The sequence below is a fragment of the Streptomyces sp. L2 genome (assembly GCF_004124325.1).
GTDB lineage: Bacteria > Actinomycetota > Actinomycetes > Streptomycetales > Streptomycetaceae > Streptomyces.
The window spans coordinates 4,142,993-4,167,365 of record NZ_QBDT01000001.1; the positions used below are offsets into that span (position 1 = coordinate 4,142,993).

26 protein-coding genes are annotated in these 24,373 nt (G+C 71.7%); 12 read left to right on the forward strand and 14 right to left on the reverse strand.

Annotated elements, in window-relative coordinates; translation table 11 throughout:
* Nucleotides 1-303 precede the first annotated feature (303 nt).
* A complete protein-coding gene (locus tag DBP14_RS18360; protein ID WP_277752709.1) occupies nucleotides 304-1,248 on the forward strand; it encodes a bifunctional lytic transglycosylase/C40 family peptidase in 945 nt (314 codons plus the stop codon).
* Between the two features lie 174 nt (nucleotides 1,249-1,422).
* Nucleotides 1,423-2,121: a phosphatase PAP2 family protein gene (locus DBP14_RS18365; RefSeq protein WP_129308257.1), complete on the forward strand. Its 699-nt coding sequence runs from the start codon at nucleotides 1,423-1,425 to the stop codon at nucleotides 2,119-2,121.
* 299 nt (nucleotides 2,122-2,420) lie between these two features.
* Here the strand turns inward: DBP14_RS18365 and DBP14_RS18370 are convergent, their stop codons facing one another.
* On the reverse strand, nucleotides 2,421-3,986 hold the full coding sequence (locus DBP14_RS18370; RefSeq protein WP_129308258.1) for an FAD-binding oxidoreductase: 1,566 nt from the start codon (nucleotides 3,984-3,986) through the stop codon (nucleotides 2,421-2,423).
* A 277-nt stretch (nucleotides 3,987-4,263) separates the two neighbouring features.
* Here DBP14_RS18370 and pstS point away from each other — a divergent pair, with 277 nt between their 5' ends.
* The 4 genes from pstS to pstB all read left to right on the forward strand — a co-directional run bounded on the left by pstS (nucleotide 4,264) and on the right by pstB (nucleotide 8,443).
* Complete coding sequence (gene pstS / locus DBP14_RS18375) at nucleotides 4,264-5,391, forward strand: phosphate ABC transporter substrate-binding protein PstS (protein ID WP_129308259.1); 1,128 nt, start codon at nucleotides 4,264-4,266, stop codon at nucleotides 5,389-5,391.
* Nucleotides 5,392-5,520: 129 nt separating this feature from the next.
* Nucleotides 5,521-6,591, forward strand: a complete 1,071-nt coding sequence (gene pstC / locus DBP14_RS18380) for a phosphate ABC transporter permease subunit PstC (RefSeq protein WP_129308260.1) — start codon at nucleotides 5,521-5,523, stop codon at nucleotides 6,589-6,591.
* Nucleotides 6,588-7,646, forward strand: coding sequence for a phosphate ABC transporter permease PstA (gene pstA, locus DBP14_RS18385; RefSeq protein WP_129308261.1), 1,059 nt, complete (start codon nucleotides 6,588-6,590; stop codon nucleotides 7,644-7,646). Before pstC ends, pstA begins: the two co-directional genes overlap by 4 nt.
* 20 nt (nucleotides 7,647-7,666) lie before the next feature.
* On the forward strand, nucleotides 7,667-8,443 hold the full coding sequence (gene pstB, locus DBP14_RS18390) for a phosphate ABC transporter ATP-binding protein PstB (RefSeq protein ID WP_129308262.1): 777 nt from the start codon (nucleotides 7,667-7,669) through the stop codon (nucleotides 8,441-8,443).
* Between the two features lie 125 nt (nucleotides 8,444-8,568).
* On the opposite strand, the gene DBP14_RS18395 is transcribed toward pstB, so the two are convergent.
* Together DBP14_RS18395 and DBP14_RS18400 are read right to left on the reverse strand one after the other, a co-directional pair.
* Nucleotides 8,569-9,567, reverse strand: a complete 999-nt coding sequence (locus DBP14_RS18395) for an inorganic phosphate transporter (protein ID WP_129308263.1) — start codon at nucleotides 9,565-9,567, stop codon at nucleotides 8,569-8,571.
* 7 nt (nucleotides 9,568-9,574) lie between these two features.
* Complete coding sequence (locus tag DBP14_RS18400) at nucleotides 9,575-10,195, reverse strand: DUF47 family protein (RefSeq protein WP_129308264.1); 621 nt, start codon at nucleotides 10,193-10,195, stop codon at nucleotides 9,575-9,577.
* A gap of 194 nt (nucleotides 10,196-10,389) precedes the next feature.
* Between DBP14_RS18400 and DBP14_RS18405 the strand changes: the two genes are divergently transcribed.
* Complete coding sequence (locus tag DBP14_RS18405) at nucleotides 10,390-10,713, forward strand: metal-sensitive transcriptional regulator (RefSeq protein WP_129308265.1); 324 nt, start codon at nucleotides 10,390-10,392, stop codon at nucleotides 10,711-10,713.
* Nucleotides 10,714-11,044: 331 nt separating this feature from the next.
* Here the strand turns inward: DBP14_RS18405 and DBP14_RS18415 are convergent, their stop codons facing one another.
* Entirely contained in the window at nucleotides 11,045-11,908 is an 864-nt protein-coding gene (locus DBP14_RS18415) for a hypothetical protein (protein WP_129311939.1), read from the reverse strand.
* Nucleotides 11,909-12,023: 115 nt separating this feature from the next.
* On the opposite strand from DBP14_RS18415, the gene DBP14_RS36110 reads away from it, so the two are divergent.
* A complete protein-coding gene (locus DBP14_RS36110) occupies nucleotides 12,024-12,164 on the forward strand; it encodes a hypothetical protein (protein ID WP_164992210.1) in 141 nt (46 codons plus the stop codon).
* Nucleotides 12,165-12,193: 29 nt separating this feature from the next.
* Here DBP14_RS36110 and DBP14_RS18420 read toward each other — a convergent pair whose 3' ends face one another.
* The 7 genes from DBP14_RS18420 to mshD all read right to left on the reverse strand — a co-directional run bounded on the left by DBP14_RS18420 (nucleotide 12,194) and on the right by mshD (nucleotide 20,022).
* Nucleotides 12,194-13,201, reverse strand: coding sequence for a CHAD domain-containing protein (locus DBP14_RS18420; RefSeq protein WP_129308267.1), 1,008 nt, complete (start codon nucleotides 13,199-13,201; stop codon nucleotides 12,194-12,196).
* A complete protein-coding gene (locus DBP14_RS18425; protein ID WP_241740962.1) occupies nucleotides 13,182-15,410 on the reverse strand; it encodes an RNA degradosome polyphosphate kinase in 2,229 nt (742 codons plus the stop codon). The genes DBP14_RS18420 and DBP14_RS18425 overlap by 20 nt, the downstream gene beginning before the upstream one ends.
* Before the next feature lie 380 nt (nucleotides 15,411-15,790).
* The gene (locus DBP14_RS18430; protein WP_129308269.1) at nucleotides 15,791-16,651 is read right to left on the reverse strand and encodes a hypothetical protein; all 861 of its coding nucleotides are present in this window, start codon (nucleotides 16,649-16,651) and stop codon (nucleotides 15,791-15,793) included.
* The gene (locus DBP14_RS18435; protein WP_129308270.1) at nucleotides 16,648-17,712 is read right to left on the reverse strand and encodes an ABC transporter permease; all 1,065 of its coding nucleotides are present in this window, start codon (nucleotides 17,710-17,712) and stop codon (nucleotides 16,648-16,650) included. Before DBP14_RS18435 ends, DBP14_RS18430 begins: the two co-directional genes overlap by 4 nt.
* A complete protein-coding gene (locus DBP14_RS18440) occupies nucleotides 17,709-18,611 on the reverse strand; it encodes an ABC transporter ATP-binding protein (RefSeq protein WP_129308271.1) in 903 nt (300 codons plus the stop codon). The genes DBP14_RS18435 and DBP14_RS18440 overlap by 4 nt, the downstream gene beginning before the upstream one ends.
* Nucleotides 18,608-18,994: a GntR family transcriptional regulator gene (locus DBP14_RS18445; RefSeq protein ID WP_129308272.1), complete on the reverse strand. Its 387-nt coding sequence runs from the start codon at nucleotides 18,992-18,994 to the stop codon at nucleotides 18,608-18,610. The genes DBP14_RS18440 and DBP14_RS18445 overlap by 4 nt, the downstream gene beginning before the upstream one ends.
* A 101-nt stretch (nucleotides 18,995-19,095) precedes the next feature.
* Nucleotides 19,096-20,022: a mycothiol synthase gene (gene mshD, locus DBP14_RS18450; RefSeq protein WP_129308273.1), complete on the reverse strand. Its 927-nt coding sequence runs from the start codon at nucleotides 20,020-20,022 to the stop codon at nucleotides 19,096-19,098.
* A 105-nt stretch (nucleotides 20,023-20,127) separates the two neighbouring features.
* Between mshD and DBP14_RS18455 the strand changes: the two genes are divergently transcribed.
* The 4 genes from DBP14_RS18455 to DBP14_RS18470 all read left to right on the forward strand — a co-directional run bounded on the left by DBP14_RS18455 (nucleotide 20,128) and on the right by DBP14_RS18470 (nucleotide 21,701).
* Entirely contained in the window at nucleotides 20,128-20,415 is a 288-nt protein-coding gene (locus DBP14_RS18455; RefSeq protein WP_129308274.1) for a hypothetical protein, read from the forward strand.
* Nucleotides 20,412-20,810 carry a hypothetical protein gene (locus DBP14_RS18460; RefSeq protein WP_129308275.1) on the forward strand — a complete coding sequence of 133 codons (399 nt, stop codon included), beginning with the start codon at nucleotides 20,412-20,414 and terminating at the stop codon, nucleotides 20,808-20,810. The genes DBP14_RS18455 and DBP14_RS18460 overlap by 4 nt, the downstream gene beginning before the upstream one ends.
* Nucleotides 20,811-20,994: 184 nt before the next feature.
* Nucleotides 20,995-21,345: a DUF6247 family protein gene (locus tag DBP14_RS18465; RefSeq protein ID WP_129308276.1), complete on the forward strand. Its 351-nt coding sequence runs from the start codon at nucleotides 20,995-20,997 to the stop codon at nucleotides 21,343-21,345.
* The gene (locus DBP14_RS18470; RefSeq protein ID WP_129308277.1) at nucleotides 21,342-21,701 is read left to right on the forward strand and encodes a hypothetical protein; all 360 of its coding nucleotides are present in this window, start codon (nucleotides 21,342-21,344) and stop codon (nucleotides 21,699-21,701) included. The genes DBP14_RS18465 and DBP14_RS18470 overlap by 4 nt, the downstream gene beginning before the upstream one ends.
* On the opposite strand, the gene DBP14_RS18475 is transcribed toward DBP14_RS18470, so the two are convergent.
* From DBP14_RS18475 to DBP14_RS18485, 3 genes are all read right to left on the reverse strand, one after another.
* The gene (locus tag DBP14_RS18475; protein ID WP_129308278.1) at nucleotides 21,676-23,133 is read right to left on the reverse strand and encodes a HAMP domain-containing sensor histidine kinase; all 1,458 of its coding nucleotides are present in this window, start codon (nucleotides 23,131-23,133) and stop codon (nucleotides 21,676-21,678) included. The genes DBP14_RS18470 and DBP14_RS18475 overlap by 26 nt on opposite strands.
* A complete protein-coding gene (locus tag DBP14_RS18480) occupies nucleotides 23,130-23,870 on the reverse strand; it encodes a response regulator transcription factor (RefSeq protein ID WP_129308279.1) in 741 nt (246 codons plus the stop codon). Before DBP14_RS18480 ends, DBP14_RS18475 begins: the two co-directional genes overlap by 4 nt.
* 125 nt (nucleotides 23,871-23,995) lie before the next feature.
* Nucleotides 23,996-24,226, reverse strand: coding sequence for a hypothetical protein (locus tag DBP14_RS18485; RefSeq protein WP_129308280.1), 231 nt, complete (start codon nucleotides 24,224-24,226; stop codon nucleotides 23,996-23,998).
* Between the last annotated feature and the right edge of the window lie 147 nt (nucleotides 24,227-24,373).

The window sequence follows — 24,373 nt, forward strand, 5'->3', positions numbered from 1 at the left end:
TGAGTCAGTGAACGGCTGAAACGCGCGCAACCGAATTCCGCGTTTACCCGTCCGTGCGCACCGTGCACTACGCCCTGGTCGCGAGCATCGACGAGAATCCGGATGTCGCGACCGGGCTGCGCCGGCGCCCTGGCTCAGCCGCCGACCCACCGGCGTTGGCTGAAAAGAGCGCGGACACGGCGTGAAATGACGCCACATCACGCGAGGGTGCTGTCGAACCGGGCCTCGGTGAGGGAAAGTTGTCCCGTGCGGAAGGTATGGGTGTTCGGTGGGGCGGCTGTCGGGCTTGGGCTGAGTTTCGTCATGCTGCTGGTCGTCGGCGTGTACGTCGTCGCCGGGAACCTGCTGAACGGGGTCACCTCGGGGGGCCGGGGGCTGGCCAAGGGGGCGGTGCCGGCGGCGTACACGACGCTCGTGGCGCGGTGGGGGAACCTGTGCCCGGCGCTGACGCCGGCCCTGCTCGCCGCCCAGCTGTACCAGGAGAGCGGCTGGAATCCGACCGTCGTGAGTCCGGCCGACGCGCGCGGCATCGCCCAGTTCATCCCGAGCACCTGGGCGACGCACGGAATCGACGGGAACGGCGACGGCAAGCGGGACATCTGGGACCCGAATGACGCGATTCCGTCGGCCGCGTCCTATGACTGCGAACTCGCCAAGTACGTCAAGGACGTCCCTGGGAACACCTCCGACAACATGCTCGCGGCGTACAACGCGGGCGCCTACCGGGTCATCAAGGCGGGCGGTGTCCCGGCCATCAGCGAGACGCAGAACTACGTCAAGCGGATCCGCAGCCTGTCCAGGAGTTTCGCCGCGCCGAGCGGGCGGCTCAGCCCCAGCCGGCAGGCCGCCGGAGCCATCGCGTTCGCCCAGAAGAAGCTCGGCACGCCCTACCTGTGGGGCGGCGAGGGCACCGCTGACCAGGGAGGACGCTTCGACTGCTCGGGTCTGACCCAGGCCGCGTACGCGAGCGTCGGCATCACGCTTCCCCGGGTCGCCAACGACCAGTACAACGCCGGGCCGCACCCCTCGCGGGACCAGTTGCTGCCGGGCGACCTCGTCTTCTTCTCGCACGACCCGAGCGACTCCCGGGCGATCCACCATGTGGGCATCTACGTCGGCGGCGGGTACATGATCGACGCGCCCCGGACCGGGGCCGTGATCCGGTTCGACCCCATCGACGGCGCGGACTACTTCGGAGCGACCCGGGTGACCGAAGATGGCGCGAAAGCATTGCCCACAACGGTGTGAACCGTACGTGAACCTGCCCCCTGAGCTGCGAGAATGAGTCTCTCTTCGATAACGTCTGCGTGATCGTTCCGTGGAGACAGGAACGTATGGACAGGGGCCGTGCGTTCCTGTTGGCGGGGGCAGTAGCGACGCACACGAGGTGCGTCCGGTAGACGAGGAAGGAGCCGCAGCACCATGGCTGTACTCGCCGAATCCGGATCCAACCCCGACGTCGACCTGCTGTACGACATCAATGGCCTGGCCAAGGACGCGCCGCACTGGTTCGACCGGGTCATGGAGTTCGTCGGTGAGTACGGGCTGCTGGTCGCGATGGTGCTGCTGGTGGTGTGGTGCTGGTGGAGTGTGCGGCGGCGGGGGGACGAGAACGCGCCGTCCTCCGTGGCCGCGCTGGTGTGGGCGCCGCTCGCCGCGGGGATCGCGGTGCTGGTGAACGTGCCGATCCGGGGGTTCGTGGAACGGCCCCGGCCGTTCGTCGACCATCAGGGGCTCGATGTCCTCGTCTCCGGCAAGACGGACTTCTCCTTTGTGAGCGACCACGCGACCATCACCATGGCGTTGGGGGTCGGGCTGTTCGTCGCCAACCGGCGGTTCGGGTTGGTGGGGATCGGGCTGGCGCTGCTGGAGGGGTTCTGCCGGGTGTACATGGGCGTGCACTATCCGACTGATGTGGTGGGTGGGTTCGCGCTCGGTACGGCTGTTGCTCTGCTGTTGTCGCCGTTGGCCATGGCTCTGCTCACTCCGCTGATGCGGGCGGTGGAGCGGTCTTCCCGGGCCGGGTGGCTCGTGCGGCGCCGGTCCGTCCCTTCCGCCGACCCCGCGCTTCCCGGTGCCCGGCAGCCGGCGACCTCAGAGGAACGCGACTTGGCGGCGTAACCGGCGTCGGTGCGGGCCGGGGGGCGTTTCGCTTACCGGCGCTACCAGGGCGCCGCTGCGCCCACCCGTGCCGCCCCTAGCGGCACGCATGCCCGCAGCTGGGTGGGCAGGGTCGGCGCGTCGCCGTCTGCCGCCGGCTGGAACGCGCCCCAAAGGGGCGCGGGGAACTGCGCGAGTGGCCACGATGCGCCCGCAGTCGGCGACGGAGCTCGGGGGGCAGTGCCCCGTTAGGGGCGCGGGGAACTGCGCGAACGGCCCCCGCCGGGCCGCAGTAGGCGACGGGCCGTAACTGCCCCGGGCTAGACGCCCTGGGCGTAGGAGAAGAACCTCGTCGGGTCGTACTGCTTCTTCACTGCCGCCAGGCGCGACGCCCCCGCCCCGTAGTACGCCTTGCGCCAGTCCCGGAGGGTGGGGTCCGTGTAGTTCTGGTAGGCCGCGCCGGAGGCGTACCCGCGCATGGCGGTGTGGGCCGAGGTGAGCCAGGACTGGGCTGAGGTGCCGGAGGCCCCCGCCGGCCAGGAGGCTATGTACTGGGCCAGCATGCGCGAGCGGCGGTGGACGAAGGCCGTGGCCGTCGGGGAGACCCGGTTGACCGCGCCGCCGAGTGCGGTGAGGGCGATGCTGCCCGCACCCCCGCGCACGGAGCCGATCTGGTGGAGGAGGGTCTGGATGCCCGAGGGAGACAGGGAGCGGTCGAAGAAGTCCGAGCGGGCCGAGTATGTTTCGCGGCCGAGACGGCCCTGCGGGGAGCGGCCCGGGGTCGTGCCGGGCAGGTGGCACTGGGGTTCCGTGGCGAAGGACGAGCAGCCGGCGTAGATCTCCATCGCCTCCTCGTACCCGTGGCGGTGCAGCGAGACCGAGGACGCGTTGGCGCCGGCCGCGTGGGCCAGGCGGTCCACCGCGTTCTTCAAGTCGCCGTAGGAACCGAGGGAGAAGGTGGCCAAGGAGATCGTGGGAGTCCCGCCCGCGCTCGCCAGGTGGAGCGACGACCAGATCTCGTCCGGCTGGGACGGCCCCCACTCCTGCCACGCCTTGACGACCGCCGCCGCCTTCGACCACGGCCAGGTCAGGTACCCGGTCACCCCCTGTCGCAGCGGATGCGTCCGGAAGCGCAGCTCGGTGACGACGCCGAAGTTTCCGTTGCCGCCGCCGCGCAGCGCCCAGAACAGGTCGGCGTGATGGGTGGCGTCGGCGGTGAGCTGGGTGCCGTCGGCGGTGACGATCGTCGCCTGGGTGAGGCTGTCGCAGGTCAGGCCGTATGCCCGGGACGCGACCCCGTGGCCGCCGCCCAGCGTCAGGCCGGAGACGCCGACCGTGGGGCAGGAGCCCGCCGGGATCGTCACGCCCTTCGCGGCCAGCCCCCGGTAGACGTCGATCAGTTTCGAGCCGGCGCCGACGACCGCCTGCCCGCCGCTCACCCGGATCCGGTTCAGCCTGGACACGTCCAGGATCAGCCGGTGGTCCCCGGAGGAGTAACCCGCGTACGAGTGGCCGCCGTTGCGGATCGACACGGGTATGTGGTGGGCGTGGGCGTACGCCAGCGTCGTACGGATGTCGTCGGTGTGGGCGACGTACGCCACCGCGGCCGGTTTCAGGCCGTCGAAGCGGGTGTTGTACAGCTGGTGGGCGGTCTTCCAGGCCGCGTCGCCGGGGCGCACCAGCGTGCCGTCGAGGTCGCGGGCGAGGGCAGTCCAGTTCGCCGCGGCCGCCTGACTGGTCGTTCGCATCGCCGGCGCGGAGGAGCCGGCAGCAGCGGCCGGGGAGGGCGAGTCGGCGCCGGGCGAGCCGTCGCCGGCGCCGCACCCGGCCAGCGCCGTCGCGGCCAGGGCGGCCGCCCCGCCCGAGATGAACGTACGCCGTTCCATGTCCCTCGTCCCTCCACGCCCGCTCCGGACCCCGCACGGAAGCCCGGCTCTCTTCGTACGAGACGACGATGCGCCCGCGCGGGTTCCCCGCCGGTTCCGTGAGCGTTCCGTGACCTCACCGCACTGACGGCAGGGGTTCACTCCGCGTTCACTTCGGGCCATCGGCGGCTTCACCTGTTCTGCCTAGTTTCGGCCGTGCCCGGTGCGGCGAGGATTGCGCACCGACCTGACTTCGCACGCCGCCGACAGCGGCGGCTCCTGGAAGGAACACCCGAACGTGAAGCTTCAGCGCAAGAACCGGCTGCGCGCCCTGTCCCTCGGTGCTGTCGCCGTCTCCGGCGCCCTGGCCCTGACGGCGTGCGGCTCCGACGACACGGGCGGCAAGACGTCGGGCGGTGCCTCGTCCACCGCCAACGCGAGCTCCGTCAAGTGCGACGGCGCCAAGGGGCAGCTGCTGTCCGACGGCTCCTCCGCGCAGAAGAACGCGATCGACGCCTGGGTGAAGACCTTCTCCCAGGCCTGCGGCGTGCAGATCAACTACAAGGCGGGCGGCTCCGGCGCCGGTGTCACCTCCTTCACCCAGGGCCAGATCCCGTGGGCCGGCTCCGACTCGGCGCTGAAGCCGGAGGAGGTCACCGCCTCGCAGAAGGTCTGCAAGGGCGGCCAGGGCATCGACCTGCCGATGGTCGGCGGCCCGATCGCCGTCGGCTACAACGTCGAGGGCGTGGACAACCTGGTCCTGGACGCGCCGACCCTCGCCAAGATCTTCGACGGCAAGATCACCAACTGGAACGACCCCGAGATCAAGAAGCTGAACCCCAAGGCGAAGCTGCCCGACCTGAAGATCCAGGCGTTCCACCGCTCGGACGACTCCGGTACGACGGACAACTTCACCAAGTACCTGATCGCCACCACCCCGGACAACTGGAAGTACTCCGGCGGCAAGACCTGGCAGGCCAAGGGCGGCCAGTCCGCCGCGCAGTCCTCCGGTGTGGCCCAGCAGGTCAAGCAGACCAACGGCGCCATCGGCTACTTCGAGCTGTCCTACGTCGGCGACGGCGTCAAGGCGGTCAGCATCGACACCGGTGCCGCCGCGCCGGTCGCCCCCACCACCGACAGCGCCACCAAGGCCATCGCCGACGCCAAGATCACCGGCACCGGCAAGGACCTGTCGCTCCAGCTCAACTACAAGACCCAGGCGGACGGGGCCTACCCGATCACCCTGGTGACGTACGAGATCGTCTGCGACAAGGGCAACAAGGCCGACACGCTGCCCGCGACCAAGGCGTTCCTGCGCTACATCGCCTCCGAGGACGGCCAGAAGAACCTCAGCGGCATCGACTACGCCCCGATGCCCGAGGAGATCATCACCAAGGTCCGCAGCACCATCGAGGGCCTGAGCTGACCTGACCGATCCCGTGCGCGGCCCGTCCACCTCCTCCCGGGGCGGACCGGGCCCGCGCCGTCCGGTGCACCGCCGCCATGAGCCGTCGTACGCCCGGGAGGGCCGCGGCTCCGCAGACCGGAGAACCCGATGGACATACCGACGCAGACACCCGACGCATCCCCGCCCCAGCCGACACCCCAGCCGACACCCGCGCCGGCGCCGACACCCACGCCGTCGCCGGCCCCGGCGCCTGCGACCGGCCCCGACGAGCCCCGGCACGCCGCCGTCCGGAGCGTGACCCGCCCCGGCGACCGCGTCTTCCTCGGCCTCTCCCGTGGCTCCGGCATCCTGCTGCTGGTGATCATGGCCGCGATCGCGGTCTTCCTCACCTACCGCGCCTCACTCGCGATCAGCACGGACCACGGCAACTTCCTGACCGGCTTCGAGTGGAACACCAACATCGACCCGCCGGTCTTCGGCATCGCCGTGCTGGCCTTCGGCACGGTGGTCTCCTCGGTCATCGCGATGGCCCTCGCCGTCCCGGTCGCCGTCGCCATCGCGCTGTTCCTCACGCACTACGCCCCGCGCCGGCTGAGCGGCCCCATCGCCTACGTGGTCGACCTGCTCGCCGCCGTGCCGTCCATCGTCTACGGCCTCTGGGGCGCGCTGATCCTCGTACCGCACATGACCGGCCTCTTCGGCTGGCTCGACACCTATCTCGGCTGGACCGGGCTGTTCTCCTGGGAGGGCGGCGCGCCCCGGTCGATGCTCACCGTGGGCATCCTGCTCGCGATCATGATCCTGCCGATCATCACCAACGTCAGCCGTGAGGTGTTCCGGCAGGTCCCGCGCATGCACGAGGAGGCGGCCCTCGCCCTCGGCGCCACCCGCTGGGAGGTGGTCCGCACGGCCGTGCTGCCGTTCGGCCGCTCCGGTGTGATCTCCGCGTCGATGCTGGGCCTCGGCCGCGCGCTCGGCGAGACGATGGCCGTCGCCACCGTCCTGTCGCCGACGTTCGACATCCAGGCCAGCCTCCTCGACCCGGGCGGCGGCACCTTCGCGCAGAACATCGCCGCCAAGTTCGGCGAGGCCACCGAGTCGGGCCGGGACGCGCTGATCGCCTCCGGTCTCGTCCTGTTCGTCATCACCCTGCTGGTCAACGGAGCGGCCCGGGCGATCATCGCCCGCCGCGAGGAGTACTCGGGGGCGGCCGCATGAGCGCGATCACCGACAACGTGCCCGCGCGCGGCGGTAGCCTTCAGGGCGCCCGGCTCCCGAAGTGGTCGCCGTGGGCGATCGCCGCCGGGTCCGCGGCCGGCGCCGCCGGCATCGGGGTGGCGGCCGGGATGGACAGCAAGGTGGAGTGGGGGCTGATCGCCGCGCTCCTCTTCGTCCTCGGCACGTACGTCCTCGCCGCCCGCGTCGAGGGCCGCCGGCAGGCCAAGGACCGGATCGCGACCTCGCTGGTGTGGGTGGCGTTCCTGCTCGCCGTCGTGCCGCTGGTCTCACTGATCTGGACGACCGTGCAGCGCGGGGTGAAGGTCCTCGACGTCTACTTCCTGACCCACTCCATGGGCGTGGTCGCCGACTCCGAGCCGGGCGGCGGCATCTACCACGCCATCCTCGGCAGCCTGGAGCAGGTGGGCCTCGCGACCGCGATCGGCGCGCCGGTGGGGGTGCTCACCGCGATCTACCTCGTGGAGTACGGCGGGCGGGGACGGCTCGCCAAGGCGATCACGTTCTTCGTGGACGTCATGACCGGTATCCCGTCGATCGTCGCGGGCCTGTTCATCCTCAGCCTGATGCTGATGGCCGACATGCAGCCCTTCGGGTTCGCGGGCTCGCTCGCCCTGGCGATCCTGATGATGCCGGTCGTGGTCCGCTCCACGGAGGAGATGCTCAAGCTCGTCCCGAACGAGCTGCGGGAGGCGTCGCTGGCCCTCGGCGTGCCGAAGTGGCGCACCATCCTGCGGGTGGTGCTGCCGACCTCCGCCGGCGGCATCGTCACCGGCGTCATGCTGGCGATCGCCCGCATCGCCGGGGAGACCGCGCCGGTGCTGCTGCTGGTGTGGGGCAACCCGTTCATCAACGCGAACCCCTTCGAGGGCGCCCAGGCGTCGCTGCCGCTCTACATCTACCAGCAGTACTCGCAGAGTTCGGGCTCGACGGCGGCGTACGACCGCGCCTGGGCGGCGTCCCTCACGCTGATCGCCTTCGTGATGATCCTCAACCTGGTGGCCCGCGGCATCGCCCGCCGCAGGTCGCCGCGCTAGTCGGAAGTGACGTGACAATCATGGCCAAGCGAATCGACGTGAGCGGGCTGACCGCCTACTACGGCTCCCACAAGGCGATCGAGGACATCTCGATGACGGTCGAGCCGCGTTCGGTGACGGCGTTCATCGGGCCGTCCGGCTGCGGCAAGTCGACGTTCCTGCGCACGCTGAACCGCATGCACGAGGTGACGCCCGGCGGGCGCGTCGAGGGCAAGGTGATGCTCGACGCCGAGGACCTGTACGGCACGGGCGTCGATCCGGTGTCGGTGCGGCGCGAGGTCGGCATGGTGTTCCAGCGGCCGAACCCGTTCCCCACCATGTCGATCTTCGAGAACGTGGCGGCGGGGCTGCGGCTGAACGGCACCGCGAAGAAGAGCGAGCTGGGCGACATCGTGGAGAAGTCGCTGCGCGGGGCGAACCTGTGGAACGAGGTCAAGGACCGGCTGAACAAGCCGGGGGCCGGGCTGTCCGGCGGTCAGCAGCAGCGGCTGTGCATCGCGCGGGCGATCGCCGTGGAGCCGAAGGTGCTGCTGATGGACGAGCCGTGCTCGGCGCTGGACCCGATCTCCACGCTCGCCATCGAGGACCTGATCGGTGAGCTGAAGGAACGGTTCACGATCGTCATCGTGACGCACAACATGCAGCAGGCGGCGCGCGTGTCGGACCGTACGGCGTTCTTCAACCTGGCGGCCGTGGGGCAGCCGGGCCGGCTGGTCGAGATCGACGAGACCGCCCGGATCTTCGCCAACCCCTCGGTCCAGGCGACGGAGGACTACATCTCGGGCCGCTTCGGCTGAGCCACCTCCCTCGGCTGCCCCTCCCGGACTCCTCGCGGTGCTGCATGGCGGTGCCACCCCGGGGACCAGAAAGGCCCACCCCCCCCGCGCGGGGGGGTGGGCCTTTCCCGTACCGGACTACGGCGTCACAGCACGGCCAGGTCGATGATCCCGAAGGCCGCCGCCGCGACCAGGGCGGCCGCCGGCATGGTGATGAACCAGCCGAGGACGATGTTCTTGGCCACGCCCCAGCGGACCGCGTTGACCCGCTTGGTCGCGCCCACACCCATGATCGCCGAGGTGATGACGTGGGTCGTGGAGATCGGCGCCTTGAAGACGAACGCCGTGGTGAACATGATCGACGCGCCGGTCGCCTCGGCCGCGAAGCCCTGCGGCGGGTCCAGCTCGATGATCTTGCGGCCCAGCGTGCGCATGATGCGCCAGCCGCCCGCGTAGGTGCCCAGCGACAGCATCAGCGCGCAGACGATCTTCACCCAGACCGGGATCGGGTCGCCGTACGTCTCGTGGCCCGAGATGACCAGGGCCATCACCACGACACCCATGGTCTTCTGGGCGTCCTGGAGGCCGTGCCCGAGCGCCATGCCGGCCGCGGACACGGTCTGCGCGATGCGGAAGCCGCGCTTGGCCTTGTGCGGGTTGGCGCGGCGGAAGATCCACATGATCGCCGTCATCACCAGGTAGCCGACGATCAGGCCGACCACCGGGGACAGGAACATCGGGATGACGACCTTGTCGAGCACCCCGCTCCAGTGCACCGTCGTGCTGCCCGCCAGCGCGGCGCCCACCAGCCCGCCGAACAGCGCGTGGGACGAGGAGGAGGGCAGGCCGAAGTACCAGGTGGCCAGGTTCCAGACGATCGCGCCGACGAGCGCCGCGAACAGGATGCCCATGCCGGTGGAGCCGGACGGCGTCTCGATCAGGCCCTCGCTGACGGTCTTGGCGACCCCGGAGCCCAGGAAGGCGCCCGCGAGGTTCATCACGGCGGCCATGGCGAGCGCCGCCCGCGGGGTCAGCGCCCGCGTCGATACCGACGTCGCGATCGCGTTCGCCGAGTCGTGGAAACCGTTCGTGTACGTGAAGAAGAGCGCGACCGCGATGGTCACGACCAGGGCGAAGGTGTCCATCGACGCCTCAGGACTCCTTGACCGCGATGGTCTCCACCGTGTTCGCCACGTGCTCGAACGCGTCCGCCGCCTCTTCCAGGACATCCACGATCTGCTTGAGCTTCAGCACCTCGATGGCGTCGTACTTGCCGTTGAACAGGTGGGCCAGGAGCTTGCGGTGGATCTGGTCCGCCTGGTTCTCCAGCCGGTTCACCTCGATCCAGTACTCGGTGAGGTTGGCCATGGTCCGCAGGTTCGGCATGGCCTCGGCGGTCAGCTCGGCCGCCCGCGCGAGCACCTCGATCTGCTGCTCGACGCCCTTGGGCAGTTCCTCGACGTTGTAGAGGACGACCAGGTCGACGGCCTCCTCCATGAAGTCCATGATGTCGTCGAGGGAGCCCGCGAGGGAGTAGATGTCCTCACGGTCGAACGGCGTGATGAACGAGGAGTTCAGCTGGTGGAAGATCGCGTGCGTGGCGTCGTCACCGGCGTGTTCCGCGGCCCGCATACGCTCTGCGATCTCGGCCCGGGCGGAGGAGTCCGCCCCGAGCAGTTCCATCAGGAGCTTGGAGCCCGTGACGATGTTGTCCGCGGACGCGGCGAACATGTCGTAGAAGCTCGTCTCCCTGGGGGTCAGACGAAAGCGCACGTGGGGTCCTCGGGGTGCTTCGGTTTCGGTCAGGCTGATGCTAGGCGCATCATCCGGCCACGGCTATCGGGCCGCCAACCAGTGTCGCCCATCGGCCGCAGTGCTCGGCACGGGGGCAGGGCAAGAGGCGCCTACCGGGCAGAATTCGGTACCATATACCCACCAGGGGTATATGTGTCATACGGGAGGACGCGATGACGACGACCGAGGCCGGCGCGGCGCCCTCCGGGCCGACGACGCACGGTTACCACAAGCAGAAGGACGAGCACCTCAAGCGGCTGCGGCGGATCGAGGGGCAGATCCGGGGGTTGCAGCGGATGGTCGAGGAGGACACGTACTGCATCGACATACTCACGCAGGTGTCCGCGTCCACGAAGGCGCTGCAGTCCTTCGCGCTGCAGCTGCTGGAGGAGCATCTGCGGCACTGTGTCGCTGACGCGGCGGTCAAGGGGGGCGAGGAGATCGATGTGAAGGTGGAGGAGGCTACGAAGGCGATTGCGCGCCTGCTAAGGACGTAGGACGTGAGGGGCGGTACGGGTCGTTGTTCGGCTGCGGCGCCGTCGTGGCTGGTCGCGCAGTTCCCCGCGCCCCTTCGGGGCGCACCCTCAGCACCTCGTCGATGCTTTCCAGGCTCAGGCGGTCTTCTGCTTCGGAGGCGGCGATGATGAGTTCGCCGCAGAGTTCGATCTCGGCGAGGGCCACGTGGTCCTGTACCGCCGTGCCGCCGACCGGAGCCACTCGCCTCACCTCTCCTCTGCCGTCACCGACTTCCTAGAGTAGGGAGCGGTCTACACACCGCGCATGGCACGGACGGGCTAGTTCAGGGGTGGCGTCAAGCGGCCCGGCGGACTAGTGCGCGGGGTCGTCCGTCTCGTCTTCGGCGATGCGGCCGGCGTAGATGTCCCGGGGGTGCGGGAGCGTGATGTCGACGGGGGTGCCGAAGGCGTACAGCAGGGTGGTGGAGGCGACTGCCACCGGGGCCTTCTGGCGGCCGTTGACGAAGGCGAAGCTCTGCCGGAGCTTGCGGATGCGGCCCTCGTCGTCGAGGTAGGCGTCGAAGGGGACGTAGGCGGTGGCGAAGCCCTTGGCGGCCGCGCGGAGGGCGGCCCGGTCCTCCGCGGGGGCGCCGCGTGCCGCGAGGGCCAGGTCGGCGGTCCCACGGTAGTGCCGTACGTCGATCCCGCCGACCTCGGTCCGGCCCACGTACGTCGCCGTGTGCGCCCCGCGCAGGATCTCCGCCGCCTCGTACGGGTCGGTCGCGCCGCCGGTGACGAGATTGCCGTCGGAAAGGGTCGCGGTGTCCACCCGGACCCACTTGTCGGCGGGCACCCCGGCGCCGCGGTTCTTCATGTAGAGGGCGCCCGGGGCGAGGAGTTCGGTGATCGGGCGGTGCTCGGGAGTGCCGGCGGGGTCGTCGGGCAGGACGACGCTCAGTCGGCCGAGCCGGCGCCGGTAGTCGTAGACGCCCCGGCCGCGGATGGTGACGCGGGTGCCGCCGGTCGCCATCTCCATCGCCGTACTGGCCTTGGAGGTGCCCGCCGCGCGGAGCGCGCCCGCGGCCCGGTGCAGCGCGCCCACCGGGTCGGCGGCGCCGCCCGCGTCATCGGCGGCTGCGCCCCGGCCCGCGCACCCGGTGGCGCACACGCCGAGCCCGAACAGGATGCCCATCGCGACGACTGTTCTGCCCGCGCGCGTGTGCTGCCGCCGCTCCATCGCCTGCCTACCCCCAGCCGGTACGTCCGTCACGGGCCGTCTGTCGTTCCGGTTAACGACGGGTAGGAGGTGCCGTCACGCGGCCCGCCCGACCGGGCTCGGTACGGTGGGCGGCGTGGCGCAGGAGGAACACCGCACGACGACGGACGAAAAGGGCCGGTTCTGCGTGGCCCGGTGCAGCTGCGGCTGGCGCGGCCCCGCCCGCCGGGCCCGGAGCCAGGCCCGTACGGACGCGGAGCGGCACGGCGCGGGTTAGCCCGGCGGAGGCTGGGGTGCCGGGGGCGCTCAGTGGGGGGCCGGGGCCACCGGCCGCTGTCGCCAGGCCTGTTGGAAGGCGAAGCGGCACGCCTCGACCTCGTGGCGCTGGTCGGCATGGAGGACGCCGAGGGTGTAGGCCGTGGCCGGGGCGATGCGGGGGGTGCGGGCCGCCTGGGCCGCCGCGCCGGCCGCCTCGGCGGCGTCCCGGTGCCGGTTCAGGGCGAGGGCGGCGGTGCGGAGCCGGGGGTGGGGGGAGCCGTCGCCGTCGCTGTCCAGGACCTCCTGGGCGTACCGGTGCAGGCGCAGCAGCAGGCGGACCTGGTGCCAGGGCGTGTCCGAGAGGCCCTGCGGCGGGGGCTCGGTGGTGCAGGGGTGGCCCGGCGGGAGGACGGGGAGGGCCGCCACGGCGTCGGTGAGGCGTTCCTCGGCGGCGGCCGCGAGGGAGCGGAGGTCCGTGCCGTCGGGGGTGGTGGTCAGCGGGACGTCGCTGGCGAGTAAGGCGACCTTGTCGGCCACGGCGTGGAAGCGCGCGGAGCCGAGCGCCTGGAGGGCGGTGGAGTGGGCGCGGGTGCGGGCGAGGGTGAGCTGGCGTTCCAGCAGGGCGGCGGCCTTCGTCGCGCCGAGGTGGACGGTGGCGGCCGGGGCGCCCGAGCCGGTGCGCGGGGTGGGGTCCGCCCGTGGACCGCTCACGGTCGCGTACGCGGGGTCCGACAGGCGGGCCAGTGCCCCCAGCAGCCGGGTCAGGCGGGCCTCGTAGGTGTGTTCCGCGCCCAAGGTGCCCGACAACCAGGCCAGTTCGGGGTGGAGCTGGTCGGACCAGGCCGGGTTCAGGAGCGGGCGGTAGGTGTGGAGGATGGCGGTCAGCCGGCGGGCGGCCCGCCGCAGCGCCCGCGTGGACTCGGCGGGCGCCTCCCCGTGCAGGCGCAGGGCGCGGAGGAACTCCGTGGACTGGGCGCGCAGATAGACCGTGAGGGCGTCGTCGGGCGTGCGGGCCGGGGTGGAGGGGGCCGGGGGGTCAGGGTGTCGCTGTGCCACGCCGGCGCCTCCGGGCGTCTATGAGCATCTCCTGGATGTTGCGCAGGGGCTGGCCGTCCGCGTCCGTCGCGTGCCGGGTCCACTCGCCGTCCGGGCCGAGGTGCCAGGACGCGGTGGAGTCGGCCATGCCCGTGTCGAGCAGCCGGTTCAGGGCGGCGCGGTGGGCGGGGTCGGTGACCCGCACGAGGGCCTCTATGCGGCGGTCGAGGTTGCGGTGCATCATGTCGGCGCTGCCGATCCACACCTCGGGCTCGCCGCCGTTGCCGAACGCGAACACCCGGGAGTGTTCGAGGAACCGGCCGAGGACGGAGCGGACACGGATGTTCTCCGAGAGGCCGGCCACGCCGGGGCGCAGCGCGCAGATGCCGCGCACCCACACGTCGACCGGCACGCCCGCCTGGGAGGCGCGGTAGAGGGAGTCGACGACGGCCTCGTCGACCATCGAGTTCGCCTTGATCCGGATGAACGCGGGCCGCCCCGCGCGGTGGTGCTGCGCCTCGCGGTCGATGCGGGCGACGAGGCCGTCGCGCAGGGACTTGGGGGCGACGAGGAGCCGCCGGTAGGTCTCGCGGCGCGAGTAGCCGGACAGGCGGTTGAAGAGGTCGGAGAGGTCGGCGCCGACCTGCGGGTCGGCGGTGAGCAGGCCCAGGTCCTCGTAGAGGCGGGCGGTCTTGGGGTGGTAGTTGCCGGTGCCGACGTGGCTGTAGCGCCGCAGCGTGTCGTCGCCCTCCTGGCGGACCACCAGGGACAGCTTGCAGTGGGTCTTGAGGCCGACGAGGCCGTAGACGACGTGGCAGCCGGCCTCCTCCAGTTTGCGCGCCCACTTGATGTTGGCGTGCTCGTCGAAGCGGGCCTTGATCTCGACCAGGACGAGGACCTGCTTGCCGGACTCGGCGGCGTCGATGAGCGCGTCCACTATCGGCGAGTCGCCCGAAGTCCGGTACAGCGTCTGCTTGATGGCGAGCACGTCGGGGTCGGCCGCCGCCTGCTCCAGGAACGCCTGGACGGAGGTGGAGAAGGAGTCGTACGGGTGGTGCAGCAGGACGTCCCGGCTGCGCAGGGCGGCGAAGATGTCCGGCGGGGACGCCGACTCGACCTCGGCGAGGTCGCGGTGGGTGCCGGCGACGAACTTGGGGTACTTCAGCTCGGGCCGGTCCAGGCTGTGGATGCGGAACAGCCCGGTGAGGTCGAGCGGGCCGGGCAGCGGGTACACCTCGGCCTCGCCGATCTTCAGCTCGCGCACGAGGAGGTCCAGCACCTCGCGGTCGATGGACTCCTCCACCTCCAGCCGCACCGGCGGCCCGAACCGGCGCCGCATCAGCTCCTTCTCCAGGGCCTGGAGGAGGTTCTCCGCGTCGTCCTCCTCGACCTCCAGGTCCTCGTTGCGGGTCAGCCGGAAGGTGTGGTGCTCCAGCACCTCCATGCCCGGGAACAGCTCCTCCAGGTGGGCGGCGATGACGTCCTCCAGCGGGACGTACCGGCCCGGGGAGCTCTCCAGGAAGCGGGCGAGCAGCGGCGGCACCTTGACGCGGGCGAAGTGCCGGTGCCCGGTGACCGGGTTGCGTACGACGACGGCCAGGTTGAGGGAGAGGCCGGAGATGTACGGGAAGGGGTGCGCGGGGTCGACCGCGAGGGGGGTCAGCACGGGGAAGATGCGCTGCCGGAACAGGGTGAACAGGCGGGCCTGCTCCTTCTCCGTCAGCTCGTTCCAGCGCACCAGTTCGATGCCCTCGTCCGCGAGTGCGGGCGCGACGTCCTCGTGGTAGCAGGCGGCGTGCCGGGCCATCAGCTCGCGCGAGCGCGCCCAGATCATCTCCAGCACCTCGCGCGGCTGGAGCCCGGACGCGGACCGGGTGGCGACCCCGGTGGCGATACGGCGCTTGAGTCCGGCCACCCGGACCATGAAGAACTCGTCCAGGTTGCTGGCGAAGATCGCCAGGAAGTTCGCCCGCTCCAGGAGCGGGGTGTTCGGGTCCTCGGCCAGCTCCAGGACCCGCTCGTTGAACGCCAGCCAGCTGCGCTCCCGGTCCAGGAACCGGCCCTGCGGCAGCTCGCCGCCGTCCTCCGGCTCCTCGTACGCGTCGATGTCCGCGTCGATGTCGGGATCCAGGTCGGACAGGGCCGCGGCCACGGTGTGCGGGCGGTGCGCGGCGATGGAACCCACGGAGGGCTGGAGCTGGACCGGTGCCTGGGCGTCTGGCTGACTCATGAACCCATTCTTCCGCGTGACGAGCCGTACAGGCGCGTCGGAGTGCACGGCCGGGAGCGCGGCGGCGGGCCCCTCGGGGGGCGGGGAGGGCTCTGGCGCGGCGGGCTGCATGGGGCGAGCGTCGCAAGCCAGTCTGAATCAGCGGTTACGGCGACATGACGTCCGGGACAGCGGGGAGCGGCCCACGGGTGATCGACACCGGGGGACCGACACGGGGTGACCGATACCGGGGGACCGACACCCGGCGACAAACACGGGGAGGGCCCGCACGGTCCCGGCCCGCCGGGGTCGCCGGCCACTCGTCCCTCGGGGTCCGTACGCCCTTCCCCCCGTGGAAAGGGCGTACGGGAACCCCGGGCTCCGGGCCGCCCTCGGTTCGTTCAGGCGGCCCGGCGGCGCAGCACCGCGTACGCGGCGGCGGTGGCGAGTGCGGCGACGGCCAGGACGATGCCCGTCTCCACCAGGTGCAGTGGCCAGAAGTGGGACGCGGGGTGGTAGACGGCGAAATACCCGTGCGCGTTCCGCCCCTCGTTCACCTGCCAGGCGCTGCCCGGCAGCGTGAACCGCTGTGCCGAGGTCCGGGTCAGTGCCGGCCACAGGTCCGCGCGGCAGCGGCCGAGGGTGAAGTCGAGCAGCCACATCGCGGCGAAGGCGGCACCGAGCGCGGCCAGGGTGCGGCGCAGCAGCAGTGCGGTGAGTGTGCCGACGGCGAGGGCGGCGAGGCCGTACGCCACCACGAGCGGGCCCCGGGCCGCGAACACCTCGGTGTCGTACCAGTGGTCGCCCATGAGGTCCCGGTTGGCCGCCCAGCCCCAGCGGAACACCAGCACCAGGACGGTGCCGCCCACGGTCACGGCGAGCGCGGGCAGGGCCAGCTTGGCGGTCAGCCAGCGCACCGGCGTCACCCCCTGCGTCCAGGCCAGCCGCGCGGTGCCGGACTCCAGTTCGCGGCCGATCAGCGCGCCGCCCGCGAAGACGGCGACGGCGAGGAAGCTGAAGCAGATGAGGGTGCCGATCCAGCCGGTCGGCTCGCTGTAGGTCTGCTCGCCGAACACGGCTGTGCACGGGCCCTGGCGGCAGTGGGCCAGGGACGCGCGGGCGTGGTCGGCGGTGATCTCGTTCAGCCACACCAGCCAGCCGGACAGCCCGGCCACGACGGCGGTCCACAGCAGCAGGGACGTGCGGTGCAGCCGCAGCACCGTGCGGGGCAGCCCCCCGAGGCCGAGGACCCCGCCGCTCATACGGCGCCCCCGGCGCCCCGGGCGGCCTTGCCGGCCTTGGTGGCTTTGCCGGACCGGGGGCGGCCCGGTGCCGTACGGCGGGCCAGCACCCGGAAGGCGACGACGGTGAGCAGGGCGGCGACGGCCAGCAGCAGGGCGCAGCCCATCAGGTGCAGCGGCCAGAAGTGGGACTGCGGGTGGTAGTCCTTGTACCAGCTGACGGCGTGCAGCTTGGCGTAGAGCGCCTTGCAGGGGCCGTAGGTGCCGCTGCCGCAGCCCGGGTCGGTGATGCGGGCGCCGCTGGAGGTGATGAGTCCCTGGGCGACGGTGATGCCGCTGCCGCGCGGGCCGTCGCTGTCGAGCGCGGCGACGCTGGTCACGGTGGGCCACAGGTGGGGCAGGGCCTGCTGGACGCCGAACCAGAGGAGGCCGGTGCCGCACAGGGCGCCGCCCAGCGCGCCGAGCTGCCGCTTGACCAGCAGGCCGAGGAGGACGCCGGTCGCGAGGCCGGCCAGGGCCAGCGCCACGGCGACGGGGCCGCCCGCGTAGAACGTGGCGAGGTCGGACCACGGTTTGGCCGTGTCGATGCGGCCCTCGCCCGCCGTCCAGGCCCGGTGGTACAGCCAGGTCAGCAGCCAGGTGCCGAGGGCGATGGCGGCGGCCGGGGCGGCGAGCTTGCCGGCCAGCCAGCGGGCGGGGCGCACGCCCTGGGTCCAGGCGAGCCACGCGGTGCCGTTCTCCAGCTCGCGGCCGGTGAGGGCGGCACCCGCCCAGGCGGCGGCGAGGAAGGGGACGGCGAGGACGGCGTACGTCAGGTAGTTGTAGTAGTCCTTGTAGCGCAGGATCGACGTCTGGTCGTAGGCGCAGTGCGGGTTCATGCCGCAGGCGTCGAACTGCTGCCAGGCCGCGGCGGCGGAGTCGGTGAGGGGGCCGCCGAGCCACAGCAGCGCGGCGGCGAGGACGGCGACGAGGCCGGTCCAGACGAGCAGGGCGGGCCGGTGCAGCCGCAGCAGCCAGCGCAGTTGGCGCGGGCGGGCGGGGGCCGTCGCGGCCGGGGAGGCGGTGGTCGGGGCGGTGGTCATGCCAGGGTCTCCTGCGGGGCGGCGGTGAGGACGGGCGCCCCGGGGTTGCGCAGGTGGGCGAGGACGAGTTCCTCCAGGGACGGGGTGGCGGTGCGCCAGTCGCCGGCGAGCGGACCCGAGGGGCGGATCAGGGCGCTGAGCTGGCGTCCGGTGATCCGGGACTCGACGACGGTGTGCGCGTCGAGGCCGGTCTCGCCGGAGCCCGAAGTGTCCGCCGGGCCGCTGATCCGCAGGTGGGCGGCGAGCAGGTCGTCGATGTCGCCGGCCAGCCGGACCTGGCCGGCGCCGACGAGCAGCAGGTGGTCGCAGGAGTCCTCCAGCTCGGCGACCACGTGCGAGGACATCGCGATCGTCGTGCCGTACTGGGCGGCCTGCGCCATCAGCGTGCCCATCAGCTCGTGCCGGGCCAGCGGGTCGAGGTCGGCCATCGGCTCGTCCAGGAGCAGCAGTTCGGGGCGTTTGCCGAGGGCCAGGGCGAGGGCGACGCGGGTGCGCTGGCCGCCGGACAGCGACCGTATCCGGGAGGCCGGGTCCAGGTCGCCCGCCGCGACGACCTGGGCGGCGGTGTCCGCGTCCCAGCGCTCGGGGTTGAGGTCGGCGCCCATGCGCAGCGTCTCGGCGACGGTGAGCTGCGGGTACAGCGGCTTGTCCTGGGCGACGAAACCGACCCGGGTGCGGGCCTCGGCGGGCAGCGTGCCGAGCACGGTCAGCCGGCCCTCGGTGGGCGAGAGCAGTCCGGCGGCCAGCGCGAGCAGCGTGGACTTGCCGGCGCCGTTGGGCCCGACGACGGCGCACACGCGTCCGGCGGGCAGCCGGAACGCGCAGTCGCGCAGCGCCCAGCCGCCCCGGCGCCCGAAGCGCTTGCCGAGGCCGGTGGCCTCCAGTGCCGTGTCGGTCATGAACGTTCTCCCTGGAAGTGCTTGTCGAGTACGGCGGTGAACAGGGCCGCCACGTCGTCGCGGTCCCAGCCCGCCTGGACGGCTCTCGCCGCCCAGTCCTCCAGCTCGGCCCGCAGCGGCGAGTCGGCCGGGGCGGCGCCCAGCGAGCGCCGCACGAAGGTGCCGAGCCCGCGCCGGGCCTCCACCAGCCCCTCCCGCTCCAGTTCGCGGTAGGCCTTGAGGACGGTGTTGGGGTTGATGGCGGTGGCTTCCACGACCTCGCGGGCCGTGGGCAGCTTGTCGCCGGGCTGGAGCAGGCCCAGGCGCAGGGCCTGTTTGGTCTGCTGGACGAGTTGGACGTAGGTGGCGACACCGCTGTGCCGGTCGATGCGGTATTCGACCACGCGCTGAACCACCCTTTCACTAATTGAGTAGTGAAAGGGTGGTGCAAAGAAGGGGCGCCCGTCAACCCGGCCGCCCCTTGTGCGCTCTTTGCCCGCTTATCTCACGTCTCGGTGCGGTACATCAGATCGGTCTCGTACGTGCCGAACCCCAGCCGCTCGTACACCGCCACCGCCGCCTTGTTGTCGGCGTCGACGTAGAGCATCGCTGTGGGCAGGCCGAGCCCCGCGAGGTGGCGCAGGCCGATGGTGGTCAGCGCCTTGCCCAGGCCGCCGCCCTGCTCGCCGGGGCGCACCCCGAGCACGTACACCTCGCCGAGCCCCTCGGCCGCGTGCACCTTGGTCCAGTGGAAGCCGACCAGTTCCCCGCGCCGCTCGGCGAGGAAGAACCCGGCCGGGTCGAACCACGGCTGGGCCTTGCGGTCGTCCAGGTCGCGCTGGGTCAGCGAGCCCTGCTCGGGGTGGTGCGCGAAAGCGGCGGTGTTCACCGCGAGCCAGGCCGCGTCGTCCTTGCCCGGCTGGTACGGCCGTACGCTCACGCCCTCCGGCAGCACCGGGTCGGGCAGCTCCAGGCCCGCCAACGGCCGCCGCATCTGGCGCAGTTCGCGGAACAGGGTCAGCCCCAGCACCTGGGCGAGATGCCGGGCGGCGGCGTGCCCGCCGTGCGCCCACACCCGCAGCCGCTTGCCCGAGGCGGCCATCAGCGCCGAGCCGAGCGCCCGCCCGTGCCCGTGCCCGCGGTGCGCGGGGTGGACGACCAGCTCGGCGGCCGGCGCCTCCACCGGGTCCGTGTCCTCCAGCTGTGCGTAGCCGACGAGTTCGCCGTCGACCGACAGCAGCAGGTGCGAGACGCCCTCCCGGGCGCCGCCGCGCAACTGCAGCCGCCCCTGCTCGGACACCGGCTGCTGGCCGTCGCTCCGGCCGGCCTCGGCGACCAGGGCGAGCACGGCCTCGGCCTGCTCCGGGGTGAGCTCGGCGTAGGTCTCGATCGAACGGGAGGGAAAAGGGTGCAGGGCGTCGTCGCTGCTCATGGATATGAGGGTACGGCGACGGGGTGCGGGGGGAGGGGTGCCACGAACGGGTGAAGATGCCGGGATTTCGGCCGAGCGAAGCCGTGCCGACGCTATGGTTTAGATATGGCAGACAACACGACCATTCAGGTGTCCCGGCAGGCCCGTGACCACCTCGCCGAGGTGGCGAAGGAGCGTGGGAAGACCCTGGGGCAGCTGGTGGAGGAGCTGGCGCAGCAGCAGCTCACGGCCGCCCAGATCGCGGAACGCGTGGCCGCCACCCGCAAGGTTCTGCGGGAGCGCCTGGGCTGCACCCTCACGGACGAGGAGCTGGACAAGGGGCCGGACGTGCTGGCCAACATCTACGCGATGGCGGCGGAGAAGATGCACAACCAGCGGGGTCAGGCAGCGTGATCATCCTCGACACCACCGCGGTCCTCGCGCTCACGCAGGGGCACCGCGCCCTCCACCAGCTGGCCGACAACGTCGCCCACACTCCCGGCGACTGGCTGCACATCCCGGCGCTGTGCCTCATGCGCGCCGAAGCGAAGGACGCCGGGTCGGCCAGTGACGTCCTCGGCCTCGCGGGCCTCATGGTGGACCCGCTCAGCCAGGTGGCGGCGGCCACGGTCGGCGCCATGTACCGCGAAGGCTGGGGCGGACCCGACGTCTGCCATGCCCTCTACGTCGCCCAGCCCCACGTGGAGACGGGCGGCATGTCGATCATCCTCACGGGCCAGGAGGGGGAGTACCCGCCCGGCAGCCTCACGGTCGACATCGACTCCCCGGGCATGCTCGGCTACTACTGACCGTCACGGCCGAGGGCGGCCCGCGCACCTTCGGGTGAAGTCGCTCAAGTTCCCCCTTCGAAGCTCTGCCCCCTCCATCGTGGATCTCGCGGCCGGAAGACGCGGCCCGCTCACGGACTACTGATGCACGAGGTACGAGGCGGTTATGGTCGTAGACACGGCACGTCGAAGGAGGACAGTGAGCATGAGTGCGCACGCTGCGGAGCCCGGTCCCGTTGTCCCTCCCATGCCCGAGCGGACACCGAAGGCGCTGCGCGACGCCATCGCCGAGCACACGCCCGAACTCCTCCCGGACTTCGACCGGCACTGGAAGTGGGCCATCGCCGACGCCTACAACCTCGGTCCGGTGCCGGCGTTCATGGCTCGCTGGTGGGGCGAGTACGCCCTCGCCCGGGATCCCGAGCTGGATGATCATGTTCGCGATCTCGAACACCGGGCCGCGTACGAGTGCACCGACAGTGCTGAGGCCAAAGCGCTCCTCGAAGAGGCGGCCAAGATCCACTACCGGGTCCGAGAACTGGAGCCCGGCCAGTGACCGAGGGATTCATGGGGCCGCCCTGGCAGATGGACTGGCGGGTCGATGCCCTCGCCACCTTCGAGGGAGTGCCCGAGCACATCCGGGAACTGGTTCTCGAAGCGCGTGGCGAACTGGTCACGGCGAAGGACCCGTATTTCCGTGGCATCGACGCTGACGCCGGGCTTCCCGACGGCATGGGCGTCGAGCCGGCCCGTTCCACAGAGCCGAAGGGCCGCCACATCTGCTACTTCGATCACGGAAACGGCTGGCTGAAGTACACCTTCGTGCGCCGGGCCGAAGATCCCCAGATCGTGGTCGAAGAGGTTTTCTGGCAGGAGCCCGAACCTCCTACATGGCCTCCGGCGGAGCCGTAGGCGCACCCGGCAGCCGTACCGTCGCCACCGTCCCCCCGTCCTCCGCGAGGCCCAGTGCCACCTCGCCGCCCGCCTGCCGGACCGTGCGGGCCACGATGGAGAGGCCGAGGCCCGAGCCGGGGAGGGCGCGGGCGCTGGGGGAGCGCCAGAAGCGGTCGAAGACGTGGGGGAGTTCCTCGACGGGAATGCCGGGACCGTGGTCGCGGACCGTCAGCACGCCCCCGGTCAGCCGCACCTCGATCGTGCCGCCCTCGGGGCTGAACTTCACCGCGTTGTCCAGGATGTTGACGATCGCCCGCTCCAGCGCCGAAGGCTCCGCCCGCACGAACCAGGGCTCCAGGTCCGCCGTGATCGTCAGTTCCGGCCCGCGCAGCCGCGCCCGGCGCAGCGCCGCCTCCACCGTGTCCTGGAGCGGTGTCACCTCGACCCGCTCGCCCCGCTGGTTCTCCGAGCGGGACAGCTCCTGCAAGTCACCGATCAGCGCCGCCAGTTCCGTCATCTGCGCCTTCACCGAGGCGAGCAGCGCCTTGCGGTCCTCCGGGGGCAGCGGACGGCCCGTCTCCTCACTGCGGGTGAGGAGCTCGATGTTCGTCCGCAGCGAGGTCAGCGGGGTACGCAACTCATGACCGGCGTCCGCGATCAGCTGCTGCTGCATCTCGCGCGAGCTGGCCAGCGAGGAGGTCATCGAGTTGAACGACCGCGACAGCCGGGCCACTTCGTCCTCGCTGTCGTCGTCCACGGGGATCCGGATCGCGAGGTCCTCCGTCCGGGCCACGTGTTCCACGGCCTCGGTGAGCTTGTCGACGGGGCGCAGGCCCGCCCGGGCCACGGCGAGGCCCGCCGCCCCGGCCCCTATGACACCCACCCCGGAGACGAGGAGCAGGATCAGGGCGAGGTCGTTGAGGGTCTTCTCGGTGCTGCGCAGGGAGACGGCGTTGATGACGGCGGCCTTGACGAGAGAGTTGTCCGCGGTGTTGCGCAGCGCCTGCGGTACGACCAGCACCCGCACCGGGGTGCCGTCGGTGTCCGTGCTGTTGTGGAACTCCCCGTGGTCGTCGGAGGTCCCCGCCCGCTCGACCGCGTCCCGGTCGATGCCCGTGACCTTGACCCGGCCCAGCGAGCTGGTGAACAGGCACACGCTGCCGTCCGGCTTCACCACCTCCGAGTACGTGCTCCGGAAGCCGCCGAAGTACGGCGAGGGCTTCTGCAGGCACAGGGCCAGGGCGGAGTTCACCTGGTTCTCCAGCTGGTGCTGCGGTACGGCGACCGCCTTCTGCAGGTCCTGGTCCGCCTGGTCGTACAGCTTGCCCTTGACGATGAACCAGCACGTCACCGACACCGCCGCCACCGCGAACGCCACCGCCGCCGCGACCAGCATCGCCAGCCGGGCCCGGATCGGCAGGGCGCGGTAGCGGCGCAGGAGCCTCTTCACTCCGCGCCGCCCTGCCGCAGCACATAGCCCACGCCCCGCACGGTGTGCACGAGGCGCGGCTCGCCGCCGGCCTCGGTCTTGCGGCGCAGGTACATGACGTAGACGTCCAGGGAGTTGGACGACGGCTCGAAGTCGAAGCCCCAGACCGCCTTCAGGATCTGCTCGCGGGTGAGCACCTGGCGCGGGTGGGCCATGAACATCTCCAGCAGCGTGAACTCGGTCCGGGTCAGCTCGACCTGGCGCTCGCCCCGCGTCACCTCCCGGGTCGCGAGGTCCATCCGCAGGTCGGCGAAGGCCAGCGCCTCGTCCTCCTGGGCCTGCGCCGACACCGCCGCCGCGTAGGAGCTGCGCCGCAGCAGGGCGCGGATACGGGCGAACAGCTCGTCCAGCTCGAACGGCTTGACCAGGTAGTCGTCGGCGCCCGCGTCCAGCCCCGTCACCCGGTCGCCGACGGTGTCGCGGGCCGTCAGCATCAGGATCGGCAGTGTGTCACCGGCGCCCCGGATCCGGCGGGCCGCCGTCAGACCGTCCATCCTCGGCATCTGGATGTCCAGGACGATCAGGTCCGGCTGGTAGGCGCCGGTCTTCTCCAGGGCGTCCGCTCCGTCCACGGCCACCTCCGTGTCGTACCCCTCGAAGGCGAGGCTGCGCCGCAGCGCCTCCCGTACGGCCGGCTCGTCGTCGACGATCAGGATGCGCTGGGGGTCACGGTCGCGGTCGCCGTCGGCGGGGCTCATCGGTCGGGGTTCCTCGGGGTGGTGGGGGCGGGGGCGCCGGCCGGTGCCTCTCGGCACGTTCGGCGTCTTTCAGCGTCGCATGTTTCCCACGCGCAGGGCACGCACGCGCGGGGGCGGCGGGGGTGTCACACCGTGACGGTGCTCAGCCGGTTCAGCGGCACCCGGCGCCGGTGCGGGCGTGCGGCGCTCGTCCGCAGCCCCATCAGCTGCGGGAACCGGGTCACCGCGGGCTTCCCGGTGGCCTCGGCGGCGCGGGCCGCCGTGAGCGGCTCGTGCAGCGCGCCCGCCACCGCGAGGGCGAGGGCGATGTCCGCCGGACCCGTGCCGGGCACCTGATGCGAGACCTGCCTGGTCATGACGTACTCCTGTCGTCGGAGCGCCTGGGAGAGGGCCGCTAGTGCCCCAACAGGCAACGTTCGCCCCGTCGCGACGCCCGGCACGCCCTCTCGCCGCACCGGCCGAAAGCCCAAGTACATCCAGTACGAGGACTTCCGGCCGGCACA

Coding starts and splice junctions, on each gene's coding strand:
- DBP14_RS18360 (WP_277752709.1), top strand. CDS start 304: ATGCTGCTGGTCGTCGGCGTGTACGTCGTCGCCGGGAACCTGCTGAAC.
- DBP14_RS18365 (WP_129308257.1), top strand. CDS start 1,423: ATGGCTGTACTCGCCGAATCCGGATCCAACCCCGACGTCGACCTGCTG.
- DBP14_RS18370 (WP_129308258.1), bottom strand. CDS start 3,986: ATGGAACGGCGTACGTTCATCTCGGGCGGGGCGGCCGCCCTGGCCGCG.
- pstC (WP_129308260.1), top strand. CDS start 5,521: ATGGACATACCGACGCAGACACCCGACGCATCCCCGCCCCAGCCGACA.
- pstA (WP_129308261.1), top strand. CDS start 6,588: ATGAGCGCGATCACCGACAACGTGCCCGCGCGCGGCGGTAGCCTTCAG.
- pstB (WP_129308262.1), top strand. CDS start 7,667: ATGGCCAAGCGAATCGACGTGAGCGGGCTGACCGCCTACTACGGCTCC.
- DBP14_RS18395 (WP_129308263.1), bottom strand. CDS start 9,567: ATGGACACCTTCGCCCTGGTCGTGACCATCGCGGTCGCGCTCTTCTTC.
- DBP14_RS18405 (WP_129308265.1), top strand. CDS start 10,390: ATGACGACGACCGAGGCCGGCGCGGCGCCCTCCGGGCCGACGACGCAC.
- DBP14_RS18415 (WP_129311939.1), bottom strand. CDS start 11,908: ATGGAGCGGCGGCAGCACACGCGCGCGGGCAGAACAGTCGTCGCGATG.
- DBP14_RS18425 (WP_241740962.1), bottom strand. CDS start 15,410: ATGAGTCAGCCAGACGCCCAGGCACCGGTCCAGCTCCAGCCCTCCGTG.
- DBP14_RS18430 (WP_129308269.1), bottom strand. CDS start 16,651: ATGAGCGGCGGGGTCCTCGGCCTCGGGGGGCTGCCCCGCACGGTGCTG.
- DBP14_RS18435 (WP_129308270.1), bottom strand. CDS start 17,712: ATGACCACCGCCCCGACCACCGCCTCCCCGGCCGCGACGGCCCCCGCC.
- DBP14_RS18440 (WP_129308271.1), bottom strand. CDS start 18,611: ATGACCGACACGGCACTGGAGGCCACCGGCCTCGGCAAGCGCTTCGGG.
- mshD (WP_129308273.1), bottom strand. CDS start 20,022: ATGAGCAGCGACGACGCCCTGCACCCTTTTCCCTCCCGTTCGATCGAG.
- DBP14_RS18455 (WP_129308274.1), top strand. CDS start 20,128: ATGGCAGACAACACGACCATTCAGGTGTCCCGGCAGGCCCGTGACCAC.
- DBP14_RS18465 (WP_129308276.1), top strand. CDS start 20,995: ATGAGTGCGCACGCTGCGGAGCCCGGTCCCGTTGTCCCTCCCATGCCC.
- DBP14_RS18480 (WP_129308279.1), bottom strand. CDS start 23,870: ATGAGCCCCGCCGACGGCGACCGCGACCGTGACCCCCAGCGCATCCTG.
- DBP14_RS18485 (WP_129308280.1), bottom strand. CDS start 24,226: ATGACCAGGCAGGTCTCGCATCAGGTGCCCGGCACGGGTCCGGCGGAC.